Annotated in this window: 17 protein-coding genes; 5 read left to right on the forward strand and 12 right to left on the reverse strand. The window is 62.3% G+C overall.

Translation table 11 applies throughout. The features are described 5' to 3' along the window. Positions 1-92: 92 nt before the first annotated feature. Positions 93-1,088 (reverse strand): D-cysteine desulfhydrase, encoded by a 996-nt coding sequence (locus tag ACW9IN_RS13295; RefSeq protein ID WP_457366304.1) that lies wholly within the window; start codon positions 1,086-1,088, stop codon positions 93-95. Between the two features lie 166 nt (positions 1,089-1,254). On the opposite strand from ACW9IN_RS13295, the gene epsC reads away from it, so the two are divergent. Continuing rightward, the gene (gene epsC / locus ACW9IN_RS13300; RefSeq protein WP_457366305.1) at positions 1,255-2,181 is read left to right on the forward strand and encodes a serine O-acetyltransferase EpsC; all 927 of its coding nucleotides are present in this window, start codon (positions 1,255-1,257) and stop codon (positions 2,179-2,181) included. 449 nt (positions 2,182-2,630) lie between these two features. After that, entirely contained in the window at positions 2,631-4,592 is a 1,962-nt protein-coding gene (gene betT / locus ACW9IN_RS13305; protein WP_457366398.1) for a choline transporter BetT, read from the forward strand. A 3-nt stretch (positions 4,593-4,595) separates the two neighbouring features. Here betT and ACW9IN_RS13310 read toward each other — a convergent pair whose 3' ends face one another. The 4 genes from ACW9IN_RS13310 to ACW9IN_RS13325 are packed head-to-tail and all read right to left on the reverse strand — an operon-like array spanning position 4,596 to position 6,968. After that, positions 4,596-4,844: a hypothetical protein gene (locus ACW9IN_RS13310; protein ID WP_457366306.1), complete on the reverse strand. Its 249-nt coding sequence runs from the start codon at positions 4,842-4,844 to the stop codon at positions 4,596-4,598. A 2-nt stretch (positions 4,845-4,846) separates the two neighbouring features. Next, complete coding sequence (locus tag ACW9IN_RS13315; RefSeq protein ID WP_457366307.1) at positions 4,847-5,302, reverse strand: DoxX family protein; 456 nt, start codon at positions 5,300-5,302, stop codon at positions 4,847-4,849. Between the two features lie 16 nt (positions 5,303-5,318). Then, positions 5,319-6,215, reverse strand: coding sequence for an SDR family oxidoreductase (locus ACW9IN_RS13320; protein ID WP_457366308.1), 897 nt, complete (start codon positions 6,213-6,215; stop codon positions 5,319-5,321). A gap of 21 nt (positions 6,216-6,236) precedes the next feature. Then, complete coding sequence (locus tag ACW9IN_RS13325) at positions 6,237-6,968, reverse strand: SDR family oxidoreductase (RefSeq protein ID WP_457366309.1); 732 nt, start codon at positions 6,966-6,968, stop codon at positions 6,237-6,239. Positions 6,969-7,096: 128 nt separating this feature from the next. Here ACW9IN_RS13325 and ACW9IN_RS13330 point away from each other — a divergent pair, with 128 nt between their 5' ends. From ACW9IN_RS13330 to mgrA, 3 genes are all read left to right on the forward strand, one after another. Then, positions 7,097-7,987 (forward strand): LysR family transcriptional regulator, encoded by an 891-nt coding sequence (locus ACW9IN_RS13330; protein WP_457366310.1) that lies wholly within the window; start codon positions 7,097-7,099, stop codon positions 7,985-7,987. A gap of 140 nt (positions 7,988-8,127) precedes the next feature. After that, the gene (locus ACW9IN_RS13335) at positions 8,128-9,477 is read left to right on the forward strand and encodes an OprD family outer membrane porin (RefSeq protein ID WP_457366311.1); all 1,350 of its coding nucleotides are present in this window, start codon (positions 8,128-8,130) and stop codon (positions 9,475-9,477) included. A gap of 109 nt (positions 9,478-9,586) precedes the next feature. Next, positions 9,587-10,624, forward strand: a complete 1,038-nt coding sequence (gene mgrA, locus ACW9IN_RS13340) for an L-glyceraldehyde 3-phosphate reductase (RefSeq protein WP_457366312.1) — start codon at positions 9,587-9,589, stop codon at positions 10,622-10,624. A 128-nt stretch (positions 10,625-10,752) separates the two neighbouring features. Here mgrA and tauD read toward each other — a convergent pair whose 3' ends face one another. From tauD to ACW9IN_RS13375, 7 genes are all read right to left on the reverse strand, one after another. Beyond that, positions 10,753-11,589: a taurine dioxygenase gene (gene tauD, locus ACW9IN_RS13345; RefSeq protein WP_457366313.1), complete on the reverse strand. Its 837-nt coding sequence runs from the start codon at positions 11,587-11,589 to the stop codon at positions 10,753-10,755. An 11-nt stretch (positions 11,590-11,600) separates the two neighbouring features. Then, positions 11,601-12,437, reverse strand: a complete 837-nt coding sequence (gene tauC / locus ACW9IN_RS13350) for a taurine ABC transporter permease TauC (RefSeq protein ID WP_457366314.1) — start codon at positions 12,435-12,437, stop codon at positions 11,601-11,603. Then, positions 12,434-13,213 (reverse strand): taurine ABC transporter ATP-binding subunit, encoded by a 780-nt coding sequence (tauB, locus tag ACW9IN_RS13355; protein WP_457366315.1) that lies wholly within the window; start codon positions 13,211-13,213, stop codon positions 12,434-12,436. Before tauB ends, tauC begins: the two co-directional genes overlap by 4 nt. 16 nt (positions 13,214-13,229) lie before the next feature. Further along, positions 13,230-14,207 (reverse strand): taurine ABC transporter substrate-binding protein, encoded by a 978-nt coding sequence (gene tauA / locus ACW9IN_RS13360; protein ID WP_457366316.1) that lies wholly within the window; start codon positions 14,205-14,207, stop codon positions 13,230-13,232. Positions 14,208-14,462: 255 nt separating this feature from the next. Next, on the reverse strand, positions 14,463-16,046 hold the full coding sequence (gshA, locus tag ACW9IN_RS13365; protein WP_457366317.1) for a glutamate--cysteine ligase: 1,584 nt from the start codon (positions 16,044-16,046) through the stop codon (positions 14,463-14,465). A 215-nt stretch (positions 16,047-16,261) separates the two neighbouring features. Then, entirely contained in the window at positions 16,262-16,645 is a 384-nt protein-coding gene (locus tag ACW9IN_RS13370) for a PaaI family thioesterase (protein ID WP_457366318.1), read from the reverse strand. Next, positions 16,645-18,969: a Tex family protein gene (locus ACW9IN_RS13375; protein WP_457366319.1), complete on the reverse strand. Its 2,325-nt coding sequence runs from the start codon at positions 18,967-18,969 to the stop codon at positions 16,645-16,647. The genes ACW9IN_RS13370 and ACW9IN_RS13375 overlap by 1 nt, the downstream gene beginning before the upstream one ends. Between the last annotated feature and the right edge of the window lie 347 nt (positions 18,970-19,316).

A 19,316-nucleotide genomic window follows, 5' to 3' on the forward strand; every position in this document is an offset into this window, starting at 1 on the left:
GGACCAGTCAGTACATTGCTCGCTGATAGACCGCTATCGCAGGCAAGCCAGCTCCCACACACGCCAGCGGCCACATTTTTATCCGCGTTTATTCAGTTGAACACCGAGTCATAGGCAAACAACGCCGGTGCCCCGCCGGTGTGCAGGAAAATGATCGGGCCGTCTTCGAATCGCTGACGTCCCAAGCCATCCAGCAGTCCGGCCATGGCCTTGCCAGTGTAGACCGGGTCCAGTAACAAGCCTTCCTGGCTGGCCAGCAGCTTGACCGCCGCCAGGGTGCCGGCATTGGGTTCGCCGTAGCGCGGGCCGAAGTATTCGTCCCACAGGATCACCTTGAAGGCCTCGGGAATCTCCACCCCCAGCAACTCGGCGGTGCGTTCGGCCAGGCCTTGCACTTTCGGGCGCTGGGCTTCGTCGGTGCGCGATACCGTCACGCCGATCACCGGCAGGTTCGGCAGTGCTTCGCTCAAGGCCAGGGCCAGGCCGCTGTGGGTGCCGGCGCTGCCGGACGCCAGCACCACGGCGGCAAACTCGATGCCGCTGTCTTCGATCTGCCCGGCCAGTTCCAGGCCGGCGCGCACATAACCCAGGGCGCCGAGGGCGTTGGAGCCGCCGATGGGGACCAGGTACGGCTTCTTGCCGTTGCTGCGCAGACGGTCGGCGAGGGCATTGAGTTGCTCGTCGACGTTGTCGAGGTTTTCCACCAATTCCACCTTGGCGTCGAACAGCTCCAGCAGCAGGCGGTTGCCGTTGCCCAGGTAGTTGGGGTCTTCGGTGCCGGTGGGGTTTTCCAGCAGGGCAACGCAGCCCAGGCCGAGCTTGGCGGCCAGGGCGGCGGTCTGGCGCACGTGATTGGACTGGATCGCACCGGCGGTCACCAGGGTGTCGGCACCCTGGGCGATGGCATCGGCGGCCAGGTATTCGAGTTTGCGCAGCTTGTTGCCGCCCATGGCCAGCGGTGTGGTGTCGTCGCGCTTGACGTAAATGTCCCTGTCCAGCCAGGCCGACAGCCGCTCGAGTTTTTCCAGGGCAGTGGCACCGCCCAGCATTTCCAGACGGTTAAAGCGGTCGAGCTGTCGTTTGATCATGGCTACGCACGGGTAATAAGTGATGGGGCGACTATAGGCAGGCACTTTTCATCGGGCAACCGTCAATCGCTTATGCCGACAGGTTCTTAGCATCACACCATTGGTTCTTAAGGGCGGGGAAGGCTCATACCGTAAAGTGATGGCCATTTCGTCAGGAGTGAAGACCGTGAGTGAGCGTTCCAGTCATTGGCAATTGCAGACCATCGTCAGCCAGCTGCGCAGCGCCCGGGACCAGTGGCGCACGCGCAATGGCCGGTTGAGCGGCGAGCATGGTGGCCGTGAGCTGCCGTCGCGCGAAGCCGTGGCGCAGATTCTCGAAGCCCTGTGCGGCGCGCTGTTCCCCATGCGCCTGGGGCCGGTGGACCTGCGTGAAGAAAGTGAGGATTTTTACGTCGGCCACACCCTGGACGTGGCATTGAACGCGCTGCTCGTCCAGGCACGCCTGGAACTGCGCTACGCCGCGCGCCAGAGCGGCCAGGATGACAGCGCCGTCGACGCCCATGCCATCCGCCTGATCCAGGATTTTGCCCTGGCCTTGCCATCCCTGCGCAGCCTGTTGGATACCGACGTGCTGGCCGCCTACCACGGCGATCCGGCGGCGCGCAGCGTGGATGAGGTGCTGCTGTGCTATCCGGGGATCCTGGCGGTGATCCACCATCGCCTTGCCCACCACTTGTACCGTGCGGGTCTGCCGCTGTTGGCCCGCATCAGCGCGGAAATCGCCCACTCGGCCACCGGTATCGACATTCACCCGGGTGCGCAGATCGGCCCGAGTTTCTTCATCGACCATGGCACCGGTGTGGTGATTGGCGAAACCGCGATCATCGGTGAGCGCGTGCGCATTTATCAGGCCGTTACGCTGGGCGCCAAGCGCTTCCCGGCGGATGAAGACGGGCAATTGCAGAAGGGCCACCCGCGCCACCCTATTGTTGAAGACGATGTAGTGATCTACGCCGGAGCGACGATACTGGGGCGCATCACCATCGGCAAGGGCTCCACCATCGGCGGCAACGTGTGGCTGACGCGCAGCGTGCCGGCGGGGGCGAACATCACCCAGGCGAACCTGCAGCACGATGACGGCACGCAAAAATAAGTCGAACACGGCCCAATGTGGGAGCAATTGTCTTGATGACCGATCGTTCCACTCTGTGTGGAAACGATCCAATGTGGGAGCTGGCTTGCCTGCGATAGCGGTCTTTCAGCCAGTGATGTGCTGACTGATCCAGCGCTATCGCAGGCAAGCCAGCTCCTACAAGTTTGTGAGCGTTTCACACCGAAGTCGCTGAACGATTTGCCATCCTAATCCGTCATACCCTTCCTTGAGCTAGTGTAGGAATTACCTACCACTCAGCCCTGCGATTAGTCCAAAACCGCCCATCCATGTTTAACTTGAATGCTCGTTCAAGTTAAATCGGTGGTTCGCTGCCCGCTCACAACAGGAGGCTTACCTTTGCTGAGTCCGTTATTTACAGCCCCATTTCCCACCCCCGGGGTGCATCGTTCATGAGTGCATCGTCTCCCCCTTCCAGCGGCCTGGTGCGCATGAATGCACCGGTGTTTTACTTCGCCGCCACGCTGATTCTGCTGTTCGGCGTTACGGTCATCGCGATTCCACAGCAGGCCGGTGCCTGGCTGTTGGCCGCGCAAAACTGGGCGGCCAACACGGTCGGCTGGTACTACATGCTGGCGATGACCCTGTATCTGGTCTTCGTGGTGGTCACCGCGTTATCGGGCTACGGCAAGATAAAACTCGGTGCCGACCACGACGAGCCCGAATTCAGTTACCTGTCCTGGGCCGGCATGCTGTTCGCCGCCGGGATCAGCATCACGCTGTTTTTCTTTTGCGTGTCCGAGCCTTTGACCCACCTGGTGCAGCCGCCCCAAGGTGCGCCGATGACCGCCGAAGCGGCGCGCCAGGGCATGCAGATTCTGTTTCTGCACTGGGGCCTGCATGGCTGGGGTGTGTTTGCGTTTGTCGGCATGGCCCTGGCGTATTTCGCCTACCGGCATAACCTGCCGCTGGCGTTGCGTTCGGCGTTGTACCCGCTGATCGGCAAGCGCATCAACGGGCCCATCGGTTATGCGGTGGATGGCTTCGGCATCATCGCCACGGTGTTCGGTCTGGGGGCCGACATGGGCTTCGGCGTGCTGCACCTCAACTCCGGTCTCGATTACCTGTTCGGCGTGGCGCACACCCAGTGGATTCAGGTCGGCCTGATCACGCTGATGATGGGCGCGGCGATCCTGGTGGCCGTTTCCGGGGTCGACAAGGGCGTACGGGTGATGTCCGACATCAACATGCTGCTGGCCTGCGCGTTGTTGCTGTTCGTGCTGTTCGCCGGGCCCACCCAGCATTTGCTCAACACCCTGATCCAAAACCTGGGCGACTACCTCGGCGCGCTGCCGACCAAAAGCTTCGACGTCTACGCCTATGACAAACCCAGCGACTGGCTGGGCAGTTGGACGGTGTTCTACTGGGCCTGGTGGATCGCGTGGTCGCCGTTCGTGGGCCTGTTCATCGCGCGTATTTCCCGAGGCCGGACCATCCGCGAGTTCGTGTTCGGCGTGTTGCTGATCCCGTTGGGTTTCACCCTGGCGTGGATGTCGATCTTCGGCAACAGCGCCATCGATCAAGTGCTCAACCATGGCCTGGTCGCGCTGGGTCAATCGGCCATCGACGATCCGTCGATGAGTCTTTATCTGCTGCTGGAAACCTACCCGTGGAGCAAGACGGTCATCGCCGTCACAGTGTTTATCAGCTTCGTGTTTTTCGTGACGTCGGCCGACTCCGGCACCGTGGTGCTGTCGACGCTATCGTCGAAGGGCGGCAACGCCGACGAAGACGGGCCGAAGTGGTTGCGGGTGTTCTGGGGCGCGATGACCGCGCTGGTCACCAGTGCGCTGTTGTTCGCGGGCAGCATCGACTCGCTCAAGTCTGCGGTGGTGCTGACTTCGCTGCCGTTCTCGATGATTCTGCTGCTGATGATGTGGGGACTGCACAAGGCGTTCTACCTGGAGTCGCAGAAGCAGATTGCCCAATTGCATTCGCTGGCGCCGATTTCTGCGGCGCGCAAGGGGCGTGGCGGCTGGCGTCAGCGTCTGAGCCAGGCAGTGCATTTTCCGTCGCGGGATGAGGTGTACCGCTTCCTCGATTCGACGGTGCGCCCGGCAATCGAAGAGGTGACGGCGGTGTTTGTCGAGAAGGGCCTGAATGTGATCACACAGCCCGACCCGGCCAATGACAGCGTCAGCCTGGAAATCGGCCACGGCGAGGAGCATCCGTTCGTGTATCAGGTGCAAATGCGCGGTTACTTCACGCCGTCGTTCGCCCGGGGCGGCATGGGTTCCAAAGAGATCAACAACCGCCGTTACTACCGTGCGGAAGTGCACTTGAGCGAGGGCAGCCAGGACTATGACCTGGTGGGCTACACCAAGGAGCAGATCATCAACGACATCCTCGATCAGTACGAGCGGCACTTGCAGTTTCTGCACCTAGTGCGGTGAGGCTCAGGCCCTGATGAACAGGGCCAGCGCCACCAGTGGCGTGCCGAACACCACGCTGCCGATCACCAGCTCCGTCATCAGGGGCTGGCCGGCGGTGATCACGCCCACCGCGCCGTTGACCACCGCCGCCACCAGCCAGATGCCGACAAAACTATAGGCCAGCCCATTGCGGCTCACGCCGAGCTTCTGCCCGATAAACAGCATCAGCGTCAGCAGCATCAGGCCTGCGGTGATCACCAGGGTGGTGTGCATTTTCAGAGCTCCTTTCCCAATGCCCGGTCGAGCGAATAACGCCCCGCGCCACGAAACGCCAGGTAGAACGATAGCAGCGCCATCAACACCGGGTATTCGATGCCACGGTCGATCCACGGCCAGGTCGGGCCCAGCAACCAGGCGATGGTCAGCATCTGCACGGTGATCAGCGCGGCGATCAGTCGTGTGCCCAGGCCGATGATCAACAGCAGCCCGCCGCCGGATTCGAGCAAGGCCACCAGCAGCCCGATCAGCTCGGGCTCCGGTAGATGCAGGCGGTTCTGGATCAGGTTGATCGAGGCCGCCATGGGATCCGCCATCGACCCGTGGGCGGTGCCCAGCAGCTTGGGCAGGCCGTGGGTCACCATGATCACCCCGAAGCCTGCGCGCAACAGCGCGAAGGCCAGGGGCTCGGCGAGGCGGTAGAGCGGAGCGAGTGCAGGGATCAGCAGCTTCATCGCACGCCTCCATTGATCACTGAGTGACCGGCTTGAGCAAGTCTTGCAGGCCGACTTTCCAGAACAGCTCGGCACGCACGCGGTCGGCCACGCCGTTGACGATTTCGCAGCCGTCTTCAGAGGGGTCGATATGCCGCCGGAAAGGCCGGGTGCCGAACGGCAGGTCGACGATCTCGACGATGGCCTTGGCCACTTCACCCACATCCGCATCCGCCGGTTCCAGGGCCGCAAGACCTTGCAGCGCGGCGTCCGCCACACCGGCGTAAGGGCCGTCCTGGTACTCGCTCACGCGCGGCTGGTCGGCAGGTTTGCCGGAGTGGGCGAAGTGGTTGGTGCCTTTGGTGAACGCGCCCGGCACGATGATCGAGGTTTCGATGCCCCAGCGCGTCAGCTCACTGGCGTAGGACACTGCCAGGGAATCCATCGCCGCCTTGGCCGCGAAGTACGGTGCCAGAAACGGCGGGGTGCCGCCCCGGGCACTGCTCGAAGACACCCACACCACCAGACCCTTGCCCTGCTTGCGCAGGTACGGCAGCGCCGCGCGGTTGACCCGTTGGGTACTCAATACGTTGATGTCGTACAGCTGGGCGAACTGCTCGGGTGTGAAAGCTTCGGCCGGGCCGAAGGACATGTGCCCGGCATTGTGGATGATCACATCCAGGCGCCCGCACTCGGCGACCACCTTGGCCACGCCGGCGTCCACGGACTCGCTGGAAGCGACGTCCAGCTCGACGCTGCGCAGGTCCACTTGATGTTCTTCGGCATAGCGCTGCACCTCGGCCACCTGCGGCGCGTTGCGCCCTTCGGTTTCACGCATGCTGGCGTATACCGTGTGGCCGGCATCGGCCAGGGCACGGGCAGTGAGTGCACCAAAACCACTGGATGCGCCGGTAATCAAGACGATCGATTTCATGGGGTTGTCCTCCAAGGGGTTTCAGACCAGGCCGCCATTCGCGCGCAGGATTTGCCCGTTGATCCAGCTACCGGCCGGGCTCACCAGGAACGACACCACACGAGCGATATCTTCAGGTTGGCCCAGGCGTTCCAGGGGCGGCATCTTGGCCATGGTCTGGATCTGTTCTTCGCTTTTGCCATGCAGGAACAGCTCGGTGGCGACAGGGCCCGGGGCGACGGCGTTGACGGTAATGCGACGGCCACGCATCTCTTTGGAAAACACCTGGGTCAGGGATTCCACCGCTGCCTTGCTGGCGATGTATACGGCGTAGCCGGGGAAGTTCAGGCCCACGGTGCTGCTGGAGAAGTTGACGATGCGCCCGCCGTCATTCAGGCGAGTGGCGGCTTCGCGCAGGGCGTTGAATGTGCCGCGGGTGTGGATCTCGAAATTCTGGTCGTAGAGTTCGTCGCTGTGTTGGGCCAGGGGCAGCGCCTTGAGGATGCCGGCGTTGTTGATCAGCACGTCGACCTTGCCCAGCTGGGTTTCGGTCTCGTCGAACAGACGCTTGATATCGGCGGGTTTGGCGACGTCGCCTTGAATCGCTATGGCTTGGTGGCCGGCCTGACGCAGTTCCACCACCAGTTTCGACGCTTCAGTGGCGCTGCTGGCGTAATTGATGGCCACGGCGTAACCGTCGGCGGCCAGTTGTTTGGCGATCACAGCGCCGATACCGCGGGAAGCGCCGGTGATAATTGCGACTTGACGAGTCATGGTGTGAAGTCCTCGGGGGTAGTGACTGGGTGTGGAAGCAGATTCACATGTTTACCCAAGCCGATAAATGCGCCAGAGTTGCCTTGACTGTTCAATAATCGCCAACAATCAAAGGGAAGGAGTGCAGCGTGGATCAAGTCAAAGCGATGAAGGTGTTTGTGCGCATTTACGAGCGCTCAAGCTTCACTCTAGCTGCGGATGACCTGAACCTGCCGCGCGCGACGCTCACCCATACCCTCAACCAGTTCGAAGCCTGGCTGGGCACGCGTTTGCTGGAGCGCAGCACCCGCCGCGTGCGCCCGACCCTGGATGGCGAGGCTTACTACCAGCGATGTGTGCAATTGCTGGCGGAACTGGAAGAGGCCGAACTGGCGTTTCGCACGGTCGCGCCCAAGGGCCGTCTGCGGGTGGACGTGCATGGCGCGCTGGCCCGGTATTTTCTGATCCCGGCGCTGCCGGAATTCATGGCGCGTTTCCCGGAGATCGAGTTGTCGATCAGCGAAGCCGACCGTTTTGTCGACCTGATCGCCGAAGGGGTCGATTGTGTATTGCGCGCAGGCAGCCTGGGCGACTCCACGTTGATCGGTCGGCGCGTGGCGACCTTGCGCCAAGTGACCTGCGCCAGCGCCTCTTACCTGCGCAAATACGGCGAGCCCAAAAGCCTGGCGGAGCTGAGTGGGCACCGTGCGGTGAATTACGTTTCGCGCACGGCCACCAAGCTGTTTCCGTTCGAGTTCATGGTGGACGGGCAGTTGCGCGAGATGAGCATTCCGGGTGCGCTGTCGGTATTTGGCGCGCAGATTTACTCCGCCAGCGCGGTCGCCGGATTGGGGATTATCCAGTGCCCGCATTACCGCATGGCCGAGTTGATCGAGCAGGGTGTGATGCGCGAAATCCTCACCGATACACCGCCGCCGCCCATGCCGGTGTCGGTGCTTTACCCGCACAACCGACACATGTCGCCGAGGGTGCGAGTGTTTGTCGATTGGCTGGCCGAAGTCTTCGAAAAAGCCCGCTAACCCGCGTAGTTAAAGGCTTTCTTAAAGTTAATTTCATTCGGTGGGGCGCCGTTTTGACGCGCAACTGTCATCTGGCCACTGCGTAATTGTGTGAAGCGTTTGACGCTTTCATTTCAGAACAGTGACGGAGACCGGTACCAATGAAGACGTTTTTAAGCCCCGTGGTGGGTGCCGCCATGGCGAGCTTTATGCTGTCTGCCCACGCCGATTTTATCGACGACAGCCACGCCGATGTGACCCTGCTCAATCGCTATCTCAACCAGCAGGGGCGTGATGTGGTGAACAGCAATGCCAAGGCCCACAGCATTCGGGATTGGGGCCAGGGGTTCGAGTTCAACTTCAAGTCCGGCTACACCGAGGGGCCCGTCGGTTTTGGCCTGGACCTGCAAGCGTTCTACGGTTTGAAACTGGATTCCGGCGGCGACCTCAACGACCACGATCACCAGGGCCGCTACCCCGGCAGCATGTTCCCGCTGCACAACGGCAAGTCGGTCGACCAGTTCGGCGTGCTGAGCCCGACCTTCAAGATGCACTTCGCCCAGGACGAGTTGCGCGTCGGCACGCTCTACGGCAATAACCCGGTGCTGGCCAACACCGATGGCCGCCTGTACCAGCAGACCAATACCGGTGTGCAACTGGTGTCCAAGGACCTCACCGACTTCACCTTCACCGGTGGCGATATCTTCAAGACCAAGATTCGCAACGAAACCGGCGACCAGGGCATGATCACCGCCGGCGGCACCAAAGAGAGCGATCGCTTCCTGTTCGGCGGGGCGGATTACACCGGTATCCAGAACACTACCGTGAGCCTGTGGTACTCCAACCTCGAAGATTATTACCAGCAGTTCTTCCTGGGTGCCAAACACCATGACGCCTTGCCGGTCGGCGCCCTCGACACCGATATCCGGGTGTTCCGCAGCCTGGGTGTGGGCGGCAACGCCGACGGCGACAAAGACTTCGCGGCGGCCGGCTTGTACGGCGACGGCACGGGCAAAGGCCGCATCAACCAGACCACCGCGAGTTTGCTCGAGAGCTACAGCCTGGACGGTCACACCATCGGCCTTGGCATCCAGAAAAACAGCGGCGACAGCGACTTCCCGTACCTGGATTCTGGCTTGAACAGCGGCGATAACCGCCAGGGCCCGGGGTCGGGCGCCGACACTCCAGCGCTGACCAACATGCAGTTGAATAAATTTCAACACGCCGGTGAGCGCACATGGCTTGCACAGTACAAGTATGACTTCGGTAAGCTGGGGCTCACGGGCCTGTCGTTCTCGGCGGCCTATGCCCACGGTGATGACATCCGCACCGCGCAGGGCACCACCAGCGAGTGGGAACGCAACATTGCCGTGGCGTATCAGGTACCGACCGGCAGCCTCAAAGGCCTGGGCGTGACCTGGAAAAATGCCCATGCGAGCCCGGACATCACCGGTGCCACCGTACAAGACGAAAATCGCCTCTATGTCAGCTATGTCGTTCCACTCTGGTAGGAAATTGCTGTAGAACGGAACGGCATACTTAAGCGATTCAGCTGCTTGAAAGGCTCGGGAATAAGCTTATTTCCGGGCCTTATTTGCCCTAAGTTCAAGAGAGGATTCGATGACTTACATTGCTGCCGAAAACCGCTATGAATCTATTCCTTACCGCCGCGTAGGCCGCAGTGGGCTGGTGCTACCCGCACTGTCCCTGGGCCTGTGGCACAACTTTGGCGACAGCACTCCGATCGACACCCAGCGCGCGCTGTTGCGCACGGCGTTTGATCTGGGCATCAACCACTTCGACCTGGCCAACAACTACGGCCCGCCCTACGGCAGCGCCGAGACCAATTTCGGTCGCCTGCTGCGCGAGGACTTCAAGCACTACCGCGACGAACTGATCATCTCCAGCAAAGCCGGCTGGGACATGTGGCCGGGCCCTTATGGCCAGGGCGGCGGTTCGCGCAAATACATCCTGGCGAGCCTGGATCAGAGCTTGCAACGCATGGGCCTGGACTATGTGGATATTTTCTATTCGCACCGGTTTGACCCCGACACTCCACTGGAGGAAACCGCCGGTGCCCTCGCCACTGCCGTGCAACAGGGCAAGGCGTTGTACATCGGGATCTCGTCGTATTCGGGGGTGAAAACCCGCGAAATCGCTGCGCTGCTCCAGGAGTGGAAAGTGCCGTTGCTGATCCATCAGCCGGCCTACAACCTGCTCAACCGTTGGGTGGAGAAAGACCTGCTGGACACCACCGACGAACTCGGTGCCGGGGTGATCGCCTTTACGCCGCTGGCTCAGGGCGTGCTGACCGACAAGTACCTCAACGGCGTACCAGCCGACTCGCGGGTGAATCGCCCGGGGGGTGGCTCGTTGCAGGCCAAGCACCTGTCCGAGGCCAACATCGCCCACGCCCGCGCACTGAACGAAATCGCCAAGCGTCGCGGCCAAAGCCTGGCCCAACTGGCCCTGGCCTGGACCCTGCGTGACCCACGGGTAACCAGCGCACTGATCGGCGCGAGCCGGCCCGAGCAGATCATCGAAAACGTCGGAGCCCTGAAGAACTTGAGCTTCAGCGCAGAAGAACTGGCGGAAATCGATGGGTACGCGAAGGAAGGCGGGATCAACTTGTGGGAAAAGCCTTCTACGGCTGAATAACGTCATCGATGATCGTTCCCACGCTCTGCGTGGGAACGCCTCTTGTGACGCTCCGCGTCACGCTCTGAGACGCAGAGCGTCTTTGGCTGCATTCCCACGCGGAGCGTGGGAACGATCTGTACGAGATCTCAGAAAGGCACATCCCCCAAAATCGTCGCCCGGTGCATCACCCGCCGTTGCGGCCGGTAATCATCCACCGCGTAGTGCTGGGTCACGCGGTTGTCCCAGAACGCCACGTCGTTTTCCTGCCAGCGCCAGCGAATGGTGAATTCCGGTCGGGTCGCGTGGGCGAACAGCAGTTTGAGAATCGCCTCGCTTTCCGCCGGTTCCAGTTCGTTGATCTTGGTGGTGAAGCCATCGCTGACGAACAACGATTTACGCCCACTCACCGGATGGGTGCGCACCACCGGGTGTGAGAGCGGTGGGTTCTTTTTGCGGGTCTCTTCCCAGCGCGCCAGGTCTTCGGCGGTGTTGCCAAAGCGTTCCAGCGGGAACGACTTGGTGAAGTCGTGGGTCGCCGTCAAACCCTCGAGCAAGCGTTTCAACGGCTCGGACAGTGCCTCATAGGCCGCGATCCCGCTGGCCCACAAGGTGTCGCCGCCAAACGCCGGCAGCAGCTTGGCGCTGAGCACCGCGCCGAGGGCCGGGGTGGGCAGGAAGGTCACGTCGGTGTGCCACACGGCGTTGTCGCGCACGTCGGTGACGGCGGTGTCGAGGATCAGCACTTCGGGCTGTTCCGGCACGTTGGGGTAGATCGGGTGAATGTGCAGATCACCGAAGTTCGCCGCAAACCGCGCCTGTTGCTGCGGGTTGATGGCCTGGCCGCGGAAGAACAGCACCGAGTGTGTCAGCAGCGCCTGTTCGATGGCGTCGCGCTCCTCGGTGTTCAGCGGTTGCGTGATGTCGACGCCACTGATCTGGGCGCCCAGGGCGGTGCTTATTGGGGTAACGATCAAGCTGCTCATGCGGTTCTCACTCAGTGTGCCTGGCCATGCCACGGCACCAGTTTGCGCTGCAGGGCGCGCAGGCCCATTTCCATGGCGAAGGCGATCAGGGCGATCACCAGGATCCCCAGCACGACCACGTCGGTGACCAGAAACTGCGCTGCCGACTGCACCATAAAGCCCAGGCCGCTGGTGGCGGCGATCAGCTCGGCGGCGACCAGCGTCGACCAGCCCACTCCCAGGCCGATACGGATACCGGTGAGGATGTCGGGCAGGGCGCTCGGCAGAATCACATGGCGAATCAACTGGGCGCGGGTGGCCCCCAGCGATTGCGCCGCGCGCAGCTTGGCGGGGTCGACCGTGCGTACGCCGGTCGCGGTGGCGATGGCGATCGGTGCGAAGATCGCGAGGTAGATCAGCAGCACTTTGGACAGCTCGCCGATGCCACACCAGATCACGATCAGCGGCAGATAGGCCAGCGGCGGGATCGGGCGGTAGAACTCGATCAGCGGGTCGAGAATGCCCCGGGCGACACGGTTGGAGCCGATGGCAATGCCGACGGGTACGGCGGTCAGCACTGCAAAACCCAGGCCCAGGCCGATGCGGCCAAGGCTGGCGCCCAGGTGTTGCCACAGGGTGGAGTCCATATAACCCGAAGTCGCCAGCAGCCAGCCTTTTTGCAGCACGGCGGCGGGCGGCGGCAGGAACAGCGGTTCGATCAGACCGGTGGCGGTCACGGCCCACCAGAGGGCCAGCAGTGCGATCAAGGTCAGCACGCTGATCCCGCGCGTGCTCAGGCTGCGACGCACCGGGATCACTGCGTGTGCCACCGGCTTGGCGACGGTGGCGGGGAGTTCGTAGCTGCTCATGCGGACACCTGCCGTTGGGAGAACACTTTGCCCAGCACGTGTTCACGGGTTTCGATAAAGCGCGGGTCGGACTTGATCGCTCGCGCTGACTCGCCGGCGGCGTAGCGTTGGCCGAAGTCCAGGCTCAGGCGCTCGACGATCTGGCCCGGGTTGGGCGCCAGCAGAATCAGGTCGGTGGCGAGGAACACCGCTTCTTCGATGTCGTGGGTAATCAGGAACACCGGCTTGGCCGTGCGCCGCCAGACTTGCAGCAACAACTCCTGCATCTGCTCGCGGGTAAACGCATCGAGGGCGCCGAAGGGTTCGTCCATCAGCAGTACGCGAGGGTCGGCCGCCAGGGCGCGGGCCAGGCCGACACGTTGCTTCTGGCCGCCGGAAAGTTGCCAGATGCGACGGCTGTCGAAGCCGGCCAGGTCGACCAGCACGAGCATTTCCCGGGCGCGCACGTCACGTTGCGCCTTGGGCACGCCAGCCAGCTCAAGGCCGAAGGCGACATTGGCCAATACGTCCTGCCAGGGCAGCAGCGCATCGTCCTGGAACACCACGCCGCGTTCGGCGCTGGGGCCTTTGACCGGCACGCCATCGAGTGTGATGCGCCCGGCAGAGGGTTCGACAAAGCCGGCAATCAGGTTCAACAGCGAAGTCTTGCCACTGCCGGACGGGCCGAGGGCCACCAGCAATTGCTGGGGTCCCAGGTCGAGTGAAATGTCTGACAGTACCGGTTCTGTGGCGCCTGGGTACTGTGCGCTGATGCGCTCCAGCTGTAGCAAGGCCATCGCGATGAACTCCTGATCAGTTAGTAATGAACTTGGCGCTGACGTAAGGGGCGTAGTCCGGCAGAACGGCTTCGACCTTGCCTTGTTCCTTGAGGAACGCAGCGGTATCGGTCACGGCCTTGGTGGTGGGTGCACCCAGCAAGGTCACCTGGTCTGCGGCCAGCGGGTAGACGTTGCCTTGCAGCAGCAAGGGGATGTCGCTGGCCTTGGCGCCGGAGAGTTTCACCAGTTTGTCGACGTTGCCTTTGTCGGCGATCCAGGCCTGTGGGTCTTTGCGATAGGCGGCGTAGGCGTCCAGGGTGACTTTGGCGAAGGCGGTGACGATTTCCGGGTGTTTCTCGGCGAAATCCTTACGCACGATCCAGGCGTCGAAGGTCGGCGCGCCGAACTTGGCCAGTTCGCCGGAAGTGATCAGCACTTTGCCGTTTTCCTTGGCGACGCCCAAAGCCGGATCCCACACGTAAGTGGCATCGATATCACCGCGCTTCCAGGCGGCGATGATGGCCGGTGGCGCGAGGTTGAGGATGGTCACTTTCGACGGGTCGATGTTCCAGTGTTTCAGCGCGGCCAGCAGGCTGTAGTGGCCGGTGGAGACGAACGGTACCGCGACTTTCTTGCCGATCAGGTCCTGCGGGCTGTTGATGCCGGAACCGTTGCGCGCCACCAGGGCTTCGGCGCCGCCGATCTGGGTAGCGACGAGGAAGGTTTCCACCGGTACCTTGCGGGTAATGGCAGCGGTCAGCGGGCTGGAGCCGAGGTAGCCGATCTGCACATCACCGGACGCGATGGCGGCGATGATGTCGGCGCCGTTGTCGAATTTGCGCCAGTCGATCTTGGCGTTGGTCGCTTTTTCGTAGGCCCCGTCGGCCTGGGCCACTTTGGCCGGGTCCACGGTGGTCTGGTAAGCGATGGTCACATCCGCCGCCTGGGCAAACAGGCTGGCACCGGCCAGGGACAATGCGGCCAGCAGGCGCAGAGGGGTTAACAGTTTCAAGGGGAAGCTCCTCAATCAGGCGGCCGAGGATCGGCGTGTGAGGAGACTAAATGATCTAAGAATTCGAAAATAAATAACATTTTCGAATTAGCTTATGAGGAGAACAGTGAAAGCTGATCTTCAGGCCGGGAGAGCAAAAGTGGGAGCTGGCTTGCCTGCGATAGCATCACCGGGGTATCACAGATACACCGAGTTGTTTGCATCGCAGGCAAGCCAGCTCCCACACAAGCCAAGCCTCACAGCGGGCGTCAGGCTTTAGTTGCTGATGGCCAGGATGCTGGCCTGGTAGGAGCCGACAAACACATCGAAATCACCGACTTCGTTCTGCTCCAGCTCCGCCTGTTGCGCCAGTGACGTGCGCGCCAAGGCTTCAAAGCGCGCCTGCTCTTCGGCCGCCAGTGGTTCCTTGCGGAAATGCTCGGCGTGCACTTGGCTCTGGTGCAGGGAGAACTGCGCAAAACTCTGTTTGCGCTCGGCCATCGCCGCCAGCACCTGGGCCGACGGGGTCAGGGACGCATCCTTGACCTTCGCCAGCTGGGCATCCAGGGCCTGGCTGTGTTCGGTGATGCCGTGGCTTTCATCCAGCAGGGCGGCCAGCGGGGCAATCCGCTCCAGCAGCTCGGTGGCCCATTCCTTCATGTCCACCGGCTGGCCGTTGCGTTGCAATTGCAGGCCGGGACGGCGACCTTCCTTGACCACACTGAGGAAGTTGGAGGTGGCATTGCCGCATTCGTTGTCGGCGAACAATGGGCTGTCGTTCAGCGCGCAGTACAGCAGGAAGGCGTCGAGGAAGCGTGACTCCGTCAGGTCGATGCCCATCGGCAGGAACGGGTTGATGTCCAGGCAGCGCACTTCGATGTACTGAATGCCACGGGCCATCAGCGCCTGGATGGGCCGCTCGCCGGTGTAAGTCACGCGTTTGGGGCGGATGTTCGAGTAGTACTCGTTTTCGATCTGCAGGATGTTGGTGTTGAGCTGCACCCACTCGCCGTCCTTGTGCGTGCCGACTTCGACGTAAGGCGCGTAGGGCGTTGCCACCGCTTTGCGCAGGCTGTCGGTATAGCTGTTCAAATCGTTGTAGCACGGCGTGAGGCCGGCCTGGGCGTTGCTTTGGTAACCCAGGTCGCTCATGCGCAGGCTGGTGGCGTACGGCAGATACAGGGTGTCGGCGTCCAGCGTGTCGAGCTGATGCGCGCGACCGCGCAGGAAGCCCGCGTCCAGGGCCGGCGAGGCACCGAACAGGTACATGAGCAACCAGCTGTAGCGGCGGAAGTTGCGGATCAGCGCGATGTAGGCATTGGACTGGTAGTCGCGGTCAGTGCCGACGAACCCTTCCGTCTCCTTGAGCAATGGCCACAGCTCTTCCGGCAACGAGAAGTTGTAGTGGATCCCGGCGATGCACTGCATGGTCTTGCCGTAACGCAGGGCCAGGCCCTTGCGATACACATACTTGAGCTGCCCGATGTTGGAGGTGCCGTAGTAGGCGATCGGGATGTCTTCCTCGGCCGGCAACGGGCACGGCATCGAGGGGCTCCAGAGGTACTCGCTGCCCAGTTTGGTGTAGGCAAAACGATGGATCTTGTCCAGGCTGCTCAGGGTATCGGCCGGGTTGGGCAGGGCGGGAGTGATGAACTCCAGCAGCGATTCCGAGTAGTCGGTGGTGATCTGTTCATGGGTCAACGCGGCGCCCAGGGCTTCAGGGTGCGGCGTTTGCGCCAGCCGACCTTCGCCGGTGACACGCAGGCATTCACGCTCGATGCCGTGCAGGCACTGCTCCAGCAGGGAGAGGTGTTCGCGCTTGCCGAGCAGGGCCAGGCGGCGGTTGAGAAGTTCGCTCAAGTTGGATTCCTTCACGCGTCAGTCGCCCCAATATGGGGGTGGGCAGGACGGTCTACAAGGGTGAAGTTGAAACTGGCGTTATCGCCTGGTTTTCGAGCCGGTTTGTCTGGCTCTGAAAGTGCCGACTTCAGTCCCTGAATCTGGCTATCGCGCTGGAAGAAATTTCCGACGCCGCTTTCGCAGCGCCGAAATTAACTCAAATCGAGGGCGGGGAGCTATAGGACAGCGAAGGTGCCTTGTGCTTTTGCGACCAGTTTTTCGTCCTGGTACACGTCCGCTTCGACCACCAGCGTGCGCCTGCCGGCGTGAACCACCCGGCTGGTGCACAACACCTCGCCGTCTTGCACGGCGCGGATGTAGTTGATTTTGCACTCGATGGTCGCGCTCTGCTGGTCAAACCCGTGGGAACTGGAACAGGCCAGCCCCATCGTGATGTCCACCAGGCTGAAAATCGCCCCGCCGTGGAGCTTGCCCGCGCGGTTGCGCAGCTTCGGCTCCAGGGTGAGGGCCACCTCGGCAACGCCTTCTTCCAGGCGCTGCAGGCGGCAGCCGATCAATTCGCTGAACGCGCTCTGGGTCAAGCCGGCCGGCATTTCCATCAGCGTTTCTTCAACTGTTTGGCGTTGGCGAACAACGACGCCATGGCGTTGTTGCTCGGTGCTGCGGTGGTGGTCTCCTTGCGCGGCGCATTGCCCTGGGACTGGCGGGGCGCCGAGCCTGGACGTGCACCGCGCGCGCCGTCGATTTTTTCGCCGGGCGTATCGCTCATGCGCATCGACAGGCCGACGCGTTTGCGCGGAATATCGACTTCCATGACCTTGACCTTGACCACGTCACCGGCTTTCACCGCTTCGCGAGGGTCTTTGATGAACTTCTCCGATAGCGCGGAGATGTGCACCAGACCGTCCTGATGCACACCGATGTCCACAAAAGCGCCGAAGTTGGTCACGTTGGTGACCACGCCTTCGAGGATCATGCCCGGTTGCAGGTCCTTGAGGTCTTCGACGCCTTCCTGGAACTCGGCGGTCTTGAACTCGGGGCGCGGGTCGCGGCCGGGTTTTTCAAGTTCTTGAAGAATGTCGGTGATGGTCGGCACGCCGAAGGTTTCGTCGGTGTACTTCTTTGGGTCCAGGCGCTTGAGGAACGCGGCATCGCCGATCAGCGAGCGAATGTCCCGGTCGGTCTCGGCGGCGATGCGCTGCACCAGCGGGTAGGCTTCCGGGTGAACCGCCGAAGCGTCCAGCGGGTTGTCGCCGTTCATCACCCGCAGGAAGCCGGCGGCCTGTTCGAAGGTTTTTTCACCCAGGCGTGCGACTTTTTTCAGCGCGGCGCGGGTTTTGAAGGCGCCGTTTTCGTCACGGTGGGTAACGATGTTCTGCGCCAGGGTGGCGTTGAGGCCGGAGATACGCGCCAGCAGCGCCACGGAGGCGGTGTTCACGTCCACGCCCACGGCGTTCACGCAGTCTTCCACCACCGCATCCAGGCCGCGTGCCAGCTTCAGTTGCGACACGTCGTGCTGGTACTGGCCGACACCGATGGATTTCGGATCGATCTTCACCAGCTCGGCCAGCGGGTCCTGCAGGCGGCGGGCAATGGACACCGCGCCACGGATCGACACGTCGAGGTCCGGGAACTCCTTGGAGGCCAGTTCCGACGCCGAGTACACCGATGCGCCAGCCTCGGAGACCATGACCTTGGTCATTTTCATGGCGGGGTATTTCTTGATCAGTTCGGCGGCCAGCTTGTCGGTCTCGCGGCTGGCGGTGCCGTTGCCGATGGCGATCAGGTCCACGGCGTGCTTGGCGCACAACGCGGCCAGGATCGCGAGGGTCTGGTCCCACTTGTTGTGCGGCACGTGGGGGTACACGGTGGCGTGGTCCAGCAGCTTGCCGGTGGCGTCGACCACGGCGACTTTGCAGCCGGTGCGCAGGCCCGGGTCGAGACCCAGGGTCGCACGCGGACCGGCCGGGGCGGCCAGCAGCAGGTCGTGCAGGTTGTGGGCGAACACGTTGATCGCCTCGGTTTCGGCGCCGTCGCGCAGCTCGCCGAGCAGGTCGGTTTCCAGGTGGGTGTAGAGCTTGACCTTCCAGGTCCAGCGCACCACTTCGCCCAGCCACTTGTCCGCAGGGCGGTTCTGGTTCTGGATGCCGACGTGCTGGCCGATCATGCCTTCGCACGGGTGCAGGGTGCCCGGCAGTTCATCGCCAACCTTCAGCGCGGAGCTGAGAATGCCTTCGTTGCGGCCACGGAAAATGGCGAGCGCGCGGTGGGACGGCATGCTCTTGAGCGGTTCGTCGTGCTCGAAGTAATCACGGAACTTGGCGCCTTCTTCCTCTTTGCCGGCGATGACGCGGGCGCTGAGGGTGGCTTCGTGCTTGAGGTAGGTGCGCAGTTTTTCCAGCAGGCTGGCGTCTTCGGCGAAGCGCTCCATGAGGATGTACTTGGCGCCTTCGAGGGCGGCCTTGACATCGGCGACGCCTTTTTCGGCATCGATGAAGCGTGCGGCTTCGGTTTCCGGGGTCAGCGAAGGGTCGTTGAACAGGCCATCGGCCAGCTCGCCGAGGCCGGCTTCCAGGGCGATCTGGCCCTTGGTGCGACGCTTCTGTTTGTACGGCAGGTAGAGGTCTTCGAGGCGCGTCTTGGTATCGGCGAGCTTGATGTCGCGTTCGAGTGCCGGGGTCAGCTTGCCCTGTTCCTCGATGCTGGCGAGGATGCTGATGCGCCGTTCGTCGAGTTCTCGCAGGTAGCGCAGGCGCTCTTCCAGGTGACGCAGTTGGGTGTCGTCGAGGCTGCCGGTCACTTCTTTTCGGTAACGGGCGATGAAGGGCACCGTGGAGCCTTCATCCAGTAGAGCGACGGCCGCTTCGACCTGTTGTGGGCGTACACCGAGTTCCTCGGCGATGCGGCTGTTGATGCTGTCCATAAAACCACCTGAAATTCTTGAAAGCAGCTCGCAGGCCCGGAAAACAAGGCCCGGCAAGGCTGGTTGAGCGGCCCGACTGGCGCCGCTGCCTGGGTCAAGAGGCAGCCTATTGACCCTCGAAATAGAAAAAATCACGACAAGCGGGTGAAAAAAGCCTGGCAGTAAACGGTAACGAACTGGCGTTGCCCTGCACGAAGGCGCCGCATTATAACCAGCGTTCTGCCCTTGAGGGGTACTGCGCCAGAGGTTGCGGGACGCGGGTTCGCTGGCAGTAGAGGAAAAATCTGCTAACAATGCACACGGTGCGTATAACGGCAGCTACGCCATAATGCGCGCCGAGATAAGAG

Source organism: Pseudomonas sp. SDO5271_S396 (assembly GCF_054071795.1).